The 13,666-nt window shown below is 64.3% G+C and carries 12 protein-coding genes; 5 read left to right on the forward strand and 7 right to left on the reverse strand.

The window, feature by feature from the left end; translation table 11 throughout:
• Positions 1–6 precede the first annotated feature (6 nt).
• Genes ACQ4MM_RS09680 through ACQ4MM_RS09700 form a run of 5 tightly spaced genes read right to left on the reverse strand, consistent with a single transcriptional unit; the run spans position 7 to position 7,382 of the window.
• On the reverse strand, positions 7–1,155 hold the full coding sequence (locus tag ACQ4MM_RS09680; RefSeq protein WP_431477171.1) for a VWA domain-containing protein: 1,149 nt from the start codon (positions 1,153–1,155) through the stop codon (positions 7–9).
• Positions 1,152–3,380 (reverse strand): DUF5682 family protein, encoded by a 2,229-nt coding sequence (locus ACQ4MM_RS09685; protein WP_431477172.1) that lies wholly within the window; start codon positions 3,378–3,380, stop codon positions 1,152–1,154. Before ACQ4MM_RS09685 ends, ACQ4MM_RS09680 begins: the two co-directional genes overlap by 4 nt.
• Entirely contained in the window at positions 3,380–4,468 is a 1,089-nt protein-coding gene (locus tag ACQ4MM_RS09690; protein ID WP_431477173.1) for an ATP-binding protein, read from the reverse strand. Before ACQ4MM_RS09690 ends, ACQ4MM_RS09685 begins: the two co-directional genes overlap by 1 nt.
• Positions 4,469–4,470: 2 nt before the next feature.
• Positions 4,471–6,018 (reverse strand): DUF5691 domain-containing protein, encoded by a 1,548-nt coding sequence (locus ACQ4MM_RS09695; protein ID WP_431477174.1) that lies wholly within the window; start codon positions 6,016–6,018, stop codon positions 4,471–4,473.
• Positions 6,018–7,382 carry an SWIM zinc finger family protein gene (locus ACQ4MM_RS09700; protein ID WP_431477175.1) on the reverse strand — a complete coding sequence of 455 codons (1,365 nt, stop codon included), beginning with the start codon at positions 7,380–7,382 and terminating at the stop codon, positions 6,018–6,020. Before ACQ4MM_RS09700 ends, ACQ4MM_RS09695 begins: the two co-directional genes overlap by 1 nt.
• A gap of 58 nt (positions 7,383–7,440) precedes the next feature.
• Between ACQ4MM_RS09700 and ACQ4MM_RS09705 the strand changes: the two genes are divergently transcribed.
• Positions 7,441–7,908: a ribonuclease HI family protein gene (locus ACQ4MM_RS09705; RefSeq protein WP_431477176.1), complete on the forward strand. Its 468-nt coding sequence runs from the start codon at positions 7,441–7,443 to the stop codon at positions 7,906–7,908.
• Here ACQ4MM_RS09705 and ACQ4MM_RS09710 read toward each other — a convergent pair.
• Positions 7,905–9,452 (reverse strand): methyl-accepting chemotaxis protein, encoded by a 1,548-nt coding sequence (locus ACQ4MM_RS09710; protein ID WP_431477177.1) that lies wholly within the window; start codon positions 9,450–9,452, stop codon positions 7,905–7,907. The two genes, ACQ4MM_RS09705 and ACQ4MM_RS09710, sit on opposite strands and share 4 nt — an antisense overlap.
• The gene (locus ACQ4MM_RS09715; RefSeq protein ID WP_431477178.1) at positions 9,449–9,919 is read right to left on the reverse strand and encodes a chemotaxis protein CheW; all 471 of its coding nucleotides are present in this window, start codon (positions 9,917–9,919) and stop codon (positions 9,449–9,451) included. The genes ACQ4MM_RS09710 and ACQ4MM_RS09715 overlap by 4 nt, the downstream gene beginning before the upstream one ends.
• Positions 9,920–10,065: 146 nt before the next feature.
• Here ACQ4MM_RS09715 and ACQ4MM_RS09720 point away from each other — a divergent pair, with 146 nt between their 5' ends.
• The 4 genes from ACQ4MM_RS09720 to ACQ4MM_RS09735 are packed head-to-tail and all read left to right on the forward strand — an operon-like array spanning position 10,066 to position 13,661.
• Positions 10,066–10,716, forward strand: a complete 651-nt coding sequence (locus ACQ4MM_RS09720) for an HD domain-containing protein (protein WP_431477179.1) — start codon at positions 10,066–10,068, stop codon at positions 10,714–10,716.
• Positions 10,713–11,969: a TCR/Tet family MFS transporter gene (locus ACQ4MM_RS09725; RefSeq protein ID WP_431477180.1), complete on the forward strand. Its 1,257-nt coding sequence runs from the start codon at positions 10,713–10,715 to the stop codon at positions 11,967–11,969. The genes ACQ4MM_RS09720 and ACQ4MM_RS09725 overlap by 4 nt, the downstream gene beginning before the upstream one ends.
• 7 nt (positions 11,970–11,976) lie before the next feature.
• The gene (locus tag ACQ4MM_RS09730; RefSeq protein WP_431477181.1) at positions 11,977–12,801 is read left to right on the forward strand and encodes a substrate-binding periplasmic protein; all 825 of its coding nucleotides are present in this window, start codon (positions 11,977–11,979) and stop codon (positions 12,799–12,801) included.
• Positions 12,801–13,661 (forward strand): EamA family transporter, encoded by an 861-nt coding sequence (locus tag ACQ4MM_RS09735; protein WP_431477182.1) that lies wholly within the window; start codon positions 12,801–12,803, stop codon positions 13,659–13,661. The genes ACQ4MM_RS09730 and ACQ4MM_RS09735 overlap by 1 nt, the downstream gene beginning before the upstream one ends.
• Positions 13,662–13,666 lie beyond the last annotated feature (5 nt).

Consider the following 13,666-nt stretch of genomic DNA (forward strand, 5'->3'; position numbering starts at 1 on the left):
GGCCGCCTAGCCCGCAACAGCAATATCCTGTTGCGCGGCCCAGGCGGCCATATCCTGCTTGCGGATGGCAGCAGCCATCAGGTCTGGAAACTTGTCCGGCGTGCAGGCAAAGCAAGGAACCCCCATCGCAGCAAATTGCGCCGCATGATGGCGGTCGAAGCTTGGCGCACCATTGTCGTCCAGTGCCAACAGGCAGATCATCTGCATGCCGCTGGCTGCCATGGCGCGCGCACGGGCCAGCATCTGCGCCGCATTCCCGCCTTCGTACAAATCGCTGATCAGGACGAAAATCGTCTCCTGCGGGCGGTGCACCAGGGTCTCGCAGTACGCCAATGCGCGGTTGATGTCCGTACCGCCGCCCAGCTGGGTACCGAACAGCACTTCGACCGGATCGCTGAGCAGGTCGGTCAAGTCCACGATCGCGGTATCGAATACCACTACCTGAGTACTGACCGCCTTGATGGTCGCCAGCACTGCCGCAAAGATGCTTGCGTAGACCACCGACGGCGCCATCGACCCGCTCTGGTCGACGCATAGCACGATGTCGCGCAAGGCCTGCGTCTTGCGGGCGAAACCGACCCGCTGCTCGGGCACGATGGTCTGGTAATCGGCCTGGTAATGGCGCAGGTTGGCCTTGATGGTGCGCAGCCAGTCGATTTCGTTGTGGCGCGGCCGGTTATTGCGGGCGGCGCGATTCAGGCTGCCGCTGACCGCCTGGCGCATCGGGTTGGCGAGCTTGCGCTCAAGTTCCTGCACCACTTGCCGCACCACCTGGCGCGCGGTTTCCTTGGTCTTGCTCGGCATCAGGCGGTTCAGCGACAGCATGGTGGCGACCAGGTGCACGTCCGGCTGCACGCTGCGCAGCATTTCCGGCTCCAGCAGCATCTGGTGCAGGCCGAGGCGGTCCATGGCGTCTTTCTGCATCAACTGCACCACGCTGCTCGGGAAGTATTCGCGGATATCGCCCAGCCAGCGCGCCACGTTCGGCGCCGAGCCTTGCAGGCCGCCGCGCCGCTCGCCGGGGTCGTACAGCGCGGCCAGGGTGCGGTCCAGCGCAGCGTCCTGCTGTTGCAGCGGCAGGTTATCCGCCTCGCTGCCCAGCATCAGGCGCCAGCGCCGTTCCAGTTCTTCTTGTGAGCACTGCTTCACGCTCATGCTGTCACCTCGCTTGTTTCGATAGGACCGAGCAAGGCCGCCAGGACCGGCAGCACCAGGCTGGCCCGCGCTTGATCGGTACCGGAGCTGCTCGCTGGCTGCGCCAATGCCACCGTGCCGGTGGCCACGCGCTGCCCCAACTGGCGCCGTTCCGCCGCCTCGAACGTGGCGAAAGTGCGGCGCAGCAGCGGCAGCAGCTCCATGAACGTTTCTCCGGGCAGGCTGGCCACCCAGGATTGCAGGATCTGCCACAGCTGCTCGTTCATCACCAGCAGCAAGCCGCTGCCCTGCAGGAAGCCTTCCAGCCATTCGGCGCTGGACAAAGGCTGGATCGGATTGGTGCAAGCCAGCGACAGCGCCTGCGCCACCTGCTCCACCTGCCAATGCTGCTGTTCCAGCAGGATGCGCACGGCACGTCCGGCGATCAGCGGATGCGCCTGGCCGCGCGTGCATTGCCCGAGCGCTTCCAGCCAGGCTGCCCGATGCTCAGGCTTCTGCAGCAAGCTGATTGCATCGTTGGCCTGCAGCAGTTGCCGCAGCAGCAGCTGCGCCGCCTCTTCATTGATACCGCGCGCCGCCAGCGGCAAGGCGATGCAGGCGCGCTGCACCAGGCCATCCATGACCTGCGCGACGCTGGCGGTATCGGTATTGCGCGTGCTGCCGTAGCGCAGCACATTGGCCAGCGGCGCCAGCGCTTCCAGCAAGGCGCCCGCCTCGTGGGTGGTGGCGGCCAGCGCCTGCATGCGCGCCATGACTTCCGGCACAGCGTGACGCGCGTCGGCCAGCAACATCTGTTCGGCCAGTCCGGTCACGTCCGCCAGGCGGGTGGCGCTGCGGGCCAGGTGGACCAGGCGTGCATTGCAGGCCGTTTCCACCGTCGCGCCCCAGACGTTGGCTTCAATCAGGCGAACTTCGAAATCGGGCTCCCATGCCAGCACCCATTTTTCATGGAAGCTGCCGCTCTTGCCGCTGACCGCCCGGGTACGGCCCCAGTCAATGCCGAGCAGCGACAAGCGGTGCAGGAACACGCTCTTTTCCATGTGCTTGGGCTGGCGCAGGTCAAGTTCGAGATCTTGCTGGTCCGCGCGCAGTGCCATGCGGTAGCTCTTTTGAAGCTGGCGCACGTCCGCCGGCAAGGGCAAGGTCGGGGTCTCGGCCGGCACGGCGCCAAGACGGTCGTTGACCAGCAGCTCGCGCTCGATCAGGCGCAGCGGCGCATCGCTTTCGCCAAACAGCACGCTTTGCAGCGCATCGAGCAGCTCGCCGAGGCCGGCCCGGGAACTGTCGCGCAAGGCGGCCAGGCTTTCGGCCAGGCGGAGCGCTTCGATCACGTGCGCAGAAGAGGCATCCAGGCCGTTCCTGCGCAACAGGCGCACGGCATCGGTCAGCCAGTAAGTCGGCGCGCGCTGCGGTGTATGCCACAGGTGGTGATACCAGCCGGGGGCTTGCACGCCGGCGCCATAGCCGCTGTTGAAACTCAGCCGGCCGTAGCTCCATGGCGTCCAGGTGGCGGCAACTTTCGCTTTCGGCAGGTCGCTCAGCAAGTCCTTGTCATGCTTCGCGGCCGGCATGTCGCGCAGGGCCGGCACGTGCCAGGCGCCGCACACCACGGCGATGCGCTGGTAGCCCTGCTTCTGCGCGGCGCGGATCATCTGGCGCATATGCGCTTCGCGCTGGGCTTCGCGCGGCGACAGCGGCTCGCCCAGCGACTTGCGGGCCACCGACATCATTTCTTCGATGGCGGCGAACAGCTCCAGGCTGTCGTGGCGCTGTTCTACCAGGTGGTCCCACCAGGTTTCAAAGTCGGAGAATCCCGCAGCTTGCGCGAGTTGGGCCATTGCGTCGCCGCTGCGCATGACGGGCTGGGGCGTCTCTTCGCCCTCCTCTTCTGCAGCCACCGACATATTCGCGGCCAGCGTGTGCGCCATCGGCAGGTCGATGAAGCGGGTCGGCACGCCATGCGCCTGGCCATGCTGGATGGCCTGCCATTCCGGCGAAAACTCCGCAAACGGGAAATGCGAGGCATGCTGCGGCATGGCCGGCGCGTACACCAGCAGTGCCACCGGCGGGCGCATATCGGCATGTGCGGCCAGCGGCAGCAGTTCGTCCGCCTCCGGCGGGCCTTCGATCAGGATTGCGTCCGGCTGCAGTTGCTGCAAAGCCTGCGCCAGGCTGCGCGCGCAGCCCGGGCCGTGGTGGCGGATGCCGAAAAAATGCAGGGCCATCAGAGCACTGCGTGGCAGGCACGGTACAGGTCTTTCCAGCCTTCGCGTTCCTTGACCACGGTTTCCAGGTATTCAAGCATGACCACACGGTCCTGCACCGGGTCCTTGACGATGGCGCCCACCATCGACGAGGCCATATCGGCCCCACGCAGCATGCCGTCGCCGAAGTGCGCCGCCAGCGACATGCCGTTGGTGACGACCGAAATCGCTTCGGCGGTGCTCATGCTGGCACTCGGCGATTTGAGCTTGATCTTGCCGTCGTCGGTCTGGCCGGAGCGCAGTTCGCGGAAAATCGTGACGACGCGGCGGATTTCTTCCAGCGCCGGCTTCTCGATCGGCAGTTCAAGCGCGCGCCCCAGGCTGGCGACGCGGCTCTCGACGATGCTCACTTCCTCGTCGGCGCTGTCCGGCAGCGGCAGCACCACGGTGTTGAAGCGGCGCTTCAAGGCGCTGGACAAGTCGTTCACGCCGCGGTCGCGGTCATTCGCGGTGGCGATCACATTGAAGCCCTTGGCCGCCTGCACGTATTCGTCCAGTTCGGGAATCGGCAGGATCTTCTCGGACAACAGGCTGATGAAGCTGTCCTGCACTTCGGATGGAATGCGGGTCAACTCCTCGATACGTGCCAGCTTGCCGGTGCGCATGGCGCGCATCACCGGGCTTGGCACGACGGCGTCCTGGCTCGGGCCCTTGGCCAGCAACTGCGCGTAATTCCAGCCGTAGCGGATGGTTTCTTCGGCGGTACCGGCCGTACCCTGCACCACCAGGTTCGAATTGCCGCTGATCGCAGCCGCCAGGTGCTCGGAGACCCAGGACTTCGCCGTTCCAGGCACGCCCAGCAGCAGCAAGGCGCGGTCGGTTGCCAGCGTGGCTACGGCGATCTCGATGATGCGGCGCTTGCCGATGTATTTCGGCGTGATCTCGAAACCGTTGTCCAGCGTGCCGCCCAGCAGGTAGGTGGCGACCGCCCATGGCGACAATTCCCAGTTCGGCGGGCGCTGACGCTGGTCGGCCTCCTTCAACGCCGCCAGTTCATGTGCAAACTGCTGTTCGGCGCTTTGGCGCAGTACTTTGATCTCGTTAGCCATGCTTACTCCTTATTATCCGTAAAGCTGCGATGCAGCGTGTTCTTGAAGCGCAAGGCTTCCTTCAATTCGTCGACCAGTTGGCGCCAGTTGTCCCAATGCGCCCATTCCGGCCCTGGCCATCCCTGTTCCAGGTATTCCATGTCGCTGACGTCCAGCAGGCTGGCCATCGTTTCGAACTCGTACTTCATGCCGTAGCCAGGCGCATCCTTCTCGCGCATCATCTGCTGCAGCCGGTCCAGTAACAGGCGTGAGACCGCCTGCGATACCTGGGCACCGCCTTCGCCCGCCATCTGCCGTGCCAGCGACAATGCATCCGGCACACCGCTGCCGTTGCCACATTCCAGCCAGGCGTGCAGTACGCGTTCGCGTGCGGATGGCGGCAAGGCCATCGCCATATCGGAAAACCTGGCGGACAGCGCGCGGGCATTGGGCACTTTCGATGCATGGATTGCGATGAACCAGTCGGCCGCTTGCTCCAATCCGGCGCGGGCGGACAGGCCGATGGCGTGTACCAGGCCTTCCTGCAGCACACGCCCGAATTCATTGGCCTGCATCACTTGCAGGACGCCGGCCGGAGTCACACGCCAGCGCTCCGCCCAATGGTCCGGCGGCACACACTGCATCATATTGAAGATCCAGGATTGCTTTTCGCCCATGCGGTAAGGGTTCTCGACGCCGACGCCGTCGCGTTTCATGGCCTTGTCGCAAGCCTCCGGCAGCGCCACTTCGAGCACCGGCAATTGGCCCGCGCCCTGGGGCTGCAGCGTGAACAGCGCCTCCATGCGCGCCGCGCAGCGTGCACCAAGCTGGCTGCCGGGCAGAATGGCCAGCAGCTCCCGCGCGGCGCCTCGCACTTCCTTGCGCTTGTCGTCCAGCGCAGCTTCCAGGAAAGGCTCGTCGGCCGGCGACAGCCCCACTTCCAGGCACGGCAGCAGTGCCGCGCGCAAATCGGCAGGCTCCTGTGCCCAGCCGCCTTGCAGGCTGGCCAGGGCCGCCGCAGGATCGGCAGCACGCATCGCGCGCAATGCCGCGGCTCGCTGCGCCGGAGCACCGGTATTCCACGCCTGGTCCACGGCGGCCGCATCGTCGGTGCCGGCAACGTATTTCGCGCTCCACTGCGGGTTCTGCGCCACCAGCCAGCGGCCACGCTCCCCGAGTACCGGCATCAAGGTTTCGCGCAATCCAGGTTTGCCCATGCCCTGTTCCAGCAAAGGCACCAGGCAGGCGTGCGGCACGCTCACGCCTTTTGCCTGCGCCAGTGTCAGCCAGGTCGGCAGCAGGTTCGCATGCATGCCGCGCATCAGCAGCAGCAAGATATCCTCGGCGGTGCGCGGACAGGCGGCTCCGTCGGCTCCTGCAGCCGTCGGTGCATCGATTCCAGTGGCGGGCTGGAATCCGGCGCGTTGCCACAGGTCCTGCGCGGCCAATGCATGCCACAAGCCTTGCCCGGCCACGGGCTGCAACGCGGGCGCCACGCCGCTTGCGGGATCGAATGGCACGCGGCTGGTGCCCGCCAACACGGCTTTATGCAAATTAACAGGCAGTTGCATTAGCCCTTCCCCCCGTCAAGATTGAAAGTACGGCCGGCGACATGGGCCGACAGCGGCAGGAAGGAATACCCCTGCCACAGCCCGAATACCCGCAGTGGATAGCCGCCCGCGAGCGCGTGAAGCTGCCAGCCCTGGCGGAACGCCGCGTCAACCGCCAGCGCTTCGCCATTGGCAGCGCGCAGCGACCACGGCATCGCCTGCCCCGCTGCATGGACGGGGGTGACCTGCTCCAACGCCATCGGCCAGGACTCGAGGAAAGGATTGGTCGCCAAGGCCTGCGCGTAGCGCTCAAACTCCGCCGCCAGCTCCGTTGCTGCAGCCACCGGCTGCGCACCAGGCGCAGCATCGAGCAGCTTCATATCATCGGCAAACACGACGCGCATCGGCACGGCTGCCGGATAGTAATGCACTGTGCCCTGGTAAATCGCACCGGTCGGCGGCGCAGGTGGCAGCGCCATGCTGCCGGCGGAAAACTGCAGCAGCATCGCCCAGCGCCCACTGCTTTCACTGCGCAGGAAGGTCGCGCAACTACCCACGCGCCCGTCCTCCAGCGTGCGTGCACCCATCACCAGCCAGCGATCATGGACGCCCGGCTGCGCCAGCACGTCGTCCTGGCTGGCCGCCCAGCCAATGGCGGAGCGCACCTCATGCTGCAGGCCCTCCGGCAACGACGCCAGGCGCGCATAGGCCTGCCGCAACAGCGCCAGTTGCGCCAGTTCGCGCGCGGCGGCCAGTTCCCAGCCATCGTTGCCGCCGCCATATATCGAAAGCCCGAGCCGGCGCACGCGCGACGCCAGTCCCGGCGCCTGCGTATCGACCAGGCGGGAAGCCATGGCCTCCCAGTCCTTGGAAGGTTTGCTGCGCAGGGTAGCCAAGCCTTCACGCGCCAGGTCTTCCAGCCATGCGTCAAGCACGGCCAGGCCGGCCTCCACGTTACCCTGCCGTTTTTCCTGGCGCTTTTGCTGGCTGGCTTCGCGCGCTGCAATCGCCTCCGGCGTCGCCGCTTCCGCTTCTTTCACAGCCTTCTTCTCGCTGCGCTCTTCGCGGCTTTGCAGCCAGTCGTTCACCCACTGCGGTGCCTCAATCTCCTTGAAGGCGGCACTATCGCGCGCATACAGCAGGTAAAGGCCGATGCCATGCTTGCAGGGGAATTTGCGGCTTGGGCAATTGCATTTGAACGCCGGGCCGGCCAGGTCGATCTGGGCACGGTAGGGCTCTTTGCCACTGCCCTGGCACAGGCCCCATAGAGCTTGTGCATGCCCACCAAGGCCAGACCATTTGGAAAGGCTGGCCTGCCCAGTGCCAGCTTTGGCGGATGCGGGGTCCGGCGCAAGCGCCAGGATTTGTTCGGCAGTGAGGCTCACAATCACCTGTTAAAGTGGAGGGAAAAACGAGCCGCAAGTGTTGCAAATATAATCAGCTATGTCAACGAAACAAGAACGTGCGCGCGCCGAAAAACTCGCGCGCCAGCCCGTCCCCGCCTCTCCCGCCGCATGGCACGCATGGTTTGACGGTTCTGCCCATCCCAACCCCGGCCGCATCGGCATCGGCGTACTGTTGTCCGGGCCTGGCGGAGAACGTGTGGAAATCAGCCGCCGAGCGGGCCAAGGCAGCAGCGGCGATGCCGAATACCTGGCCCTGATCGCGGCGCTGGAAAAAGCTGTGGAATTGGGCGTGGCGGAGCTGCTGGTGTACGGCGACAGCCAGGTGGTAGTGCAGGATGTGCTGGTATCGCCCCAGGCAGGGGCCAAAGCGCTGGAAGAACATCGCGCCCGTGTCGGGCAGTTGATGGCGGCACTAGCGCAAGTGAATGTGCGCTGGGTGCCGCGTCACAGGAATGGGGACGCGGACCGCCTGTCGCAACAGGCGATCCGCGAAAGTGCTGCTTAGCGAACCTTGAACACGCTGACCACGTCGGCCAGGTTGCTGGCCTGGTTCTGCATGGATTCGGCGGCGGCCGCCGCCTCTTCCACCAATGCGGCATTCTGCTGCGTGACCTGGTCCATCTGGCCAACAGCCTTATAGACTTCATCGATGCCGGAGCTCTGCTCGGCGCTGGCAGCCGTGATTTCGCTGATGATGTCCGACACGCGCTGCACGCTGGAGACGATTTCTTCCATCGTATTGCCCGCATCCGACACCAGCCGCGTACCGGCATTGACCTTCTCGACCGAGTCGCCGATCAATTCCTTGATCTCCTTCGCCGCCGCAGCCGAACGCTGCGCCAGGTTGCGCACTTCCGACGCCACCACCGCAAAGCCGCGACCCTGCTCGCCGGCACGTGCCGCTTCCACCGCGGCATTCAGTGCCAGGATATTGGTCTGGAACGCAATCCCGTCGATCACGGTAATGATGTCCACGATTTTGCGCGAAGAAGCATCGATCGACTCCATGGTGCCCACCACCTCCGACACCACGCTGCCGCCCTTGCGCGCCACCGAAGCGGCTGCGCCAGCCAGCTGGTTGGCCTGGCGTGCGTTATCGGCATTCTGCTTGACGGTCGAAGTGAGTTCTTCCATTGACGATGCAGTTTCCTCCAGCGACGCGGCCTGCTGCTCGGTACGCGCCGACAGGTCCTGGTTACCTGCTGCGATCTCGCTGGAAGCGATCGTGATCGAATGGGTGCCGTTGCGCACTTCGCTGACGATATTCAGCAAGGACAGGTTCATGTCACGCAATGCACCCAGCAATTGGCCGGTTTCGTCGCTGCCGTGCACGCGGATATCGGCGGTCAGGTCGCCGGCGGCCACACGGCGCGCCGCATCGACCGCGCGCGACAGCGGCATGGTGATACCTTTGGTGAGCACATACGCGCATACCGCGCCGAAAGCTACGGCCAGCACCGCCAGTACCGTCAGCAGGCTGCGGCTGTTGGCCGAAATACTGTCAATCTCCTTACCGATGGCATCGATCTTCCCGCGCTGCATCGACAGCAGATCCTGCACCAGTGCCTGGTATTGCGCGGCGGCCGGGCGGTAAGTCTTTTCAAAGGTTTCGTTCGCCTGTTCCAGCTCACCGTCGGTCTTCAACTTGGCGACTTTGTCGCGCGATGCGATATAGGCCTTGCGCTGCTCCATCACGCGATCCCACATGGCTTTCTCGTCGGCGTCGCTGATCAGCGGTTCAATATTCTTCTGCAACTCTGCCGAGGCGGCGGTGGAAGCTTTCGATTCCTCGGAGAAGAAGGCGCCCAGCGTCGCATCGCTGCTGCGGGCAATCGCGGTAGTACGACGGATCGCGCTGTCGATCTTCGAATACCAGTCGGAGATCATGCGTTCTTTCGCCAGCGGCGTCTCCATCATATGGCGCGTAGCGCCGGCAACTTGCTGCAGGCGCCAGACGCCGATGGCAGCAATTACGATGGACAGTGCAAGCGTAACGGCAAAGCCGAAGGCCAGGCGTTTGCCGATACTCAGGTTGTTCAGGAATTTCATGCCGCCATCTTCTCGATCAGGCCCATGTCAGCAGAAGACATCAAGCGTTCAATATCGACCAGGATCAACATGCGGTCATCGATGGTACCCAGGCCGGTGATGTATTCAGTATCCATCGAACCGCCGATATCCGGCGCAGCCTTGATCTGTTCCGGTTGCAGGGTCGTTACATCGGACACGGCATCCACCACGACACCTACGGTGCGGGTACCGATATGCAGGATGATGACCACAGTGAACGGGCCGTAGGTCGGCTCGCCAAGCTGGAAGCGTACGCGCATGTCGATGATCGGCACGATCAGGCCGCGCAGGTTGATCACGCCTTTGACGTAGTCCGGCGCGCTGGCAATGCGAGTCGGGCTTTCGTAGCTGCGAATCTCGCTGACCTTCTGGATATCGATGCCGTATTCTTCCTGCCCCAGGGTAAAGGCCAGGAACTCGGCAGCTTGGTTGGACGTTGTAGTCATGATAATTTTTCACTTATGAACGATGACACCGTAATGTTACCGTAGACCAATAAAATAATCACCAACAATTTTGCTCTAGAGAAACATACAAGCTTGCGATAAATACATGGCACAATTGCGCAGCTAAAAAAAGGAATCAAGGCTTTATGGAAATCAATCTGAGCAGTTGGCAGCCGCGCCTGGTCGCGCTGGCCAGCGCAGCAGCGGGCGACGATGGCGCCCATGACACCAATCACCTGCACCGGGTATGGCGCAACGCCAAGCTGTTGCTGGAACAGCATCCCGACGCCGACCGACTGGTCGTGATGGCCGCCTGCTACCTGCACGACCTGGTCAACCTGCCGAAAAACCACCCGGAGCGCCACCTGGCATCGCGCCAGGCCGCTGTCCTGGCGCGCTCCCAACTGACCGAAGTCGGCTTCCCGGCCGACCGCCTGGAAGCCGTGGCCCATGCTATTGAAACCCATAGTTTTTCCGCCGCGCTGCAACCGGCCACGCTGGAAGCGCGCATCGTGCAGGACGCCGACCGTCTCGACGCACTCGGCGCCGTCGGTCTGGCGCGCATGTTCTATATTGCCGGCCGCATGGGCACCGCATTGGCACACCCGGATGATCCACTGGCTGCGAACCGCGAACGCAACGACAAGATCTATTCGCTGGATCACATTGAAGTAAAGCTGGCCACCCTGCCCGGCACCATGCAGACCGACGCCGGCCGGGCGCTAGGCGAACAACGCCTGCAGGAACTGCTGGCCTTCCGCGACAGCTTTGTCGCAGAATGGGCGGTGGCGGCATGAGCGAAATCGCGCCAGACATCAAATCCAAGGGCAACCTGAATTTCGTTTTGGTCAGCATCTTCATCGACATGCTTGGCATCGGCATAATCGTGCCGGTGCTGCCGATCCTGGTCGGCCAGTACGTGCAGGACCGCGAGCTGCATGCCCTGTGGTACGGCATCCTCGGCGCCACCTTCGGCCTGCTGCAGTTCATCTTCATGCCGATGCTGGGCGCAATCAGCGACCGTGTCGGCCGCCGCCCCGTACTGCTGTACTCCATGGCCGGCATGGGCATCAACTTCCTGACTACGGCCTGGGCGCCCAACCTGGCCTGCCTGTTCATCGGCCGCGTAATCGGCGGCATGTCGTCGGCCAGCATGTCGGTGGCCTCGGCCTACGCCTCCGATATCTCCACCCACGAAGACCGCGCCAAGAGCTTCGGCAAGATCGGCGCCACCTTCGGCCTGGGCTTCATCTGCGGCCCGATGCTGGGCGGCCTGCTGGGCGACATCAACCTGCACCTCCCGTTCTACGTTGCGGCGGCGCTGTCCTTCGCCAACTTCATTTACGGCTACTTCTTCGTACCGGAATCGCTGCCGGAAGCGCAGCGCAGCAAATTCAAGCTGGTGTCGGTCAACCCGTTCAACTCGCTGGCCAAGCTGGCCAAGCGCCAGGATATCCGCGGCCTGGTCATCACCTTCGCCCTGGTGACCGGCGCGCAGATGATGCTGCAATCGACCTGGGTGCTGTACACCCACTTCCGCTTCGGCTGGAGTCCTGCGGAAAACGGCGCAGCCCTGTTCTGCGTCGGCCTCACCGCCGCCGTGGTGCAGGCCGGCCTGCTCGGTGTCCTGATCCGGAAGTTCGGCGAAGTACGCCTGTCGCTGCTTGGACTGACCTCGGGTGCCATCACCTATATGCTGTATGGCCTGGCTACGCAAGGCTGGATGATGTACGTCTTCATCCTGTGTAACCTGCTGGCCTTCGCCGCAGGCCCTGCATTGCAAGGCATCGTATCCAAAGCCACGCCGGCGAACGAGCAGGGCGAGTTGATGGGGTCCCTGCAGTCAATCAGCAGCCTTGGCACGGTGATCATGCCCTTGCTGGGCGGCGCCATCCTGGGCACGGTCAGCCACCTGCCTCCAAGCGACTGGCGCATCGGCAGCACATTCTTCCTCTGCGCAGCAATGCAGGCGGTCGGCATTTACGTCGCCCGCCGCTACTTCCGCCAACACCATATGGCCGCCACGGCAACCACGGAAACAGGCGCATAATCGAGCTATGTCCGCACGCGTGCACAGCTTCTTCCGCCAGTTGCTCGCCGCCCTGCCCCTGGCGGTAGCGGCGCTGCCGTCGCATGCCGGCTGCTCGCGCGACATCGTGGTGCCGGTGTCGACCACCGGCGTCAGCGTCATCGTCGGCAATGGGACTTTCAGCGGCATCTATCCGGAGATATTCCGCAGCCTCGGTCCGCGCGCCGGCTGCCATTTCACCTTCACCTCGGTCCCGCGCGCCCGCCAGGAATTGCTGTTCGAATCCGGCAAGGCCGACCTGCTGGTGCCAGCCACCCGCACCGCGGCGCGCGATGTCAACGGCATCTTCGTGCCGATGGTGGGCCACCGCGCCGTGCTGATTTCGCTGCAAAGCCCACGTCCGCAGATCGCCAATGCCCAGGATTTGCTGGACCGGCGCGACCTGCGCGTAGCGATTGTCCGCGGCTACGATTATGGCGATGCCTACCAGGCCATCGTACGTGAACTGGCTCGCCAGGGGCGCCTGTTCACGGAGGTGGAGCCGAGCGCAATCGCGCGCCTGCTGTACGCTGGCGCGGTGGACATCACGATCATGGGACCGACCATCCTGGCCGGCTCCATCAACCGCGACACTCGCGTGAATGGCATGCTGGACCGGCTGCGCATGGAGCCGATTCCCGAGCTGCCCTGGCAGCAAACCGGCGTCTACGTCTCGCGTGCTTCATTGAACCCGGATGATCGCGCCGTACTGCTCGAAATGCTGGAACGCGCCGCCAAGTCGAATGTCGTAATGGAAGGTTTCCAGCGCTACCATCGTCCGGAAATACTGGCTGAAAGCGTGCGCGGCCGCTGATGGCGCCCTCGGTCGTCGCCATCGTACTATGCGGCGCGCTGTTTCACGCCGGCTGGAATGCGCTGGTCAAGAAGGGCCGCGATCCGTTCCTGAGCAGCGTACTGGTGGCTAGCGGCGCCGGCCTGATCTCGCTACCTCTGCTTCCTTTCCTCGCGCAACCGGCAGCGGCAAGCTGGCCATATGCGTTGGCGTCCACCGTCATCCATTACGCTTATTACGGACTGCTGGCGGCAGCCTACCGCCACGGCGATATGAGCCACGCCTATCCGCTGATGCGCGGCAGCGCCCCGCTGCTGGTCGCCCTCTCCAGCGTACCCATGCTGGGCGAGCACCTCAGCGTCACGCAATACGCCGCAGTCGCCTGCATCAGTGGCGGCATCTTCGGCCTCTGGTTCGCGACCCGGCCCGCCGCGCCCGACGATGCGAGCGCCCATTCCCGCCGTCGTGCCACGGTCTATGCCTTGCTGAACGCCTTGGTAATCGCCACCTACACGCTGATCGACGGCCTGGGGGCGCGCGCCTCCACCGCTCCAGCCGCTTACGTCATGTGGCTGCACATTCTCAGCGCCATCGGCCTGCTGGCCTGGTGCCTCCTGCGCTGCCCACGCGAGCTGCACGCCTACGTCAAACAATTCTGGAAAGTCGCCATCCTCGGCGGTGCCGGGACTCTCGGCGCATATGGCCTCGCCTTGTGGGCCATGACCGTCGCCCCGCTGGCCGCCGTCGCAGCCCTGCGCGAGACGTCGATCCTATTCGCGGCGCTGATCGCCAAGTTCTTCCTGTCCGAACGCATAGGCAGCAAGCGCGCCCTCGCCATCGCGGCAATCGCCGCCGGCGCAGTCCTGATGCGGCTAGCCTGAAGTTA

It is taken from the genome of Massilia eburnea, assembly GCF_050709955.1.
In the GTDB taxonomy this organism is placed as follows: Bacteria; Pseudomonadota; Gammaproteobacteria; order Burkholderiales; family Burkholderiaceae_D; genus Rugamonas; species Rugamonas eburnea_A.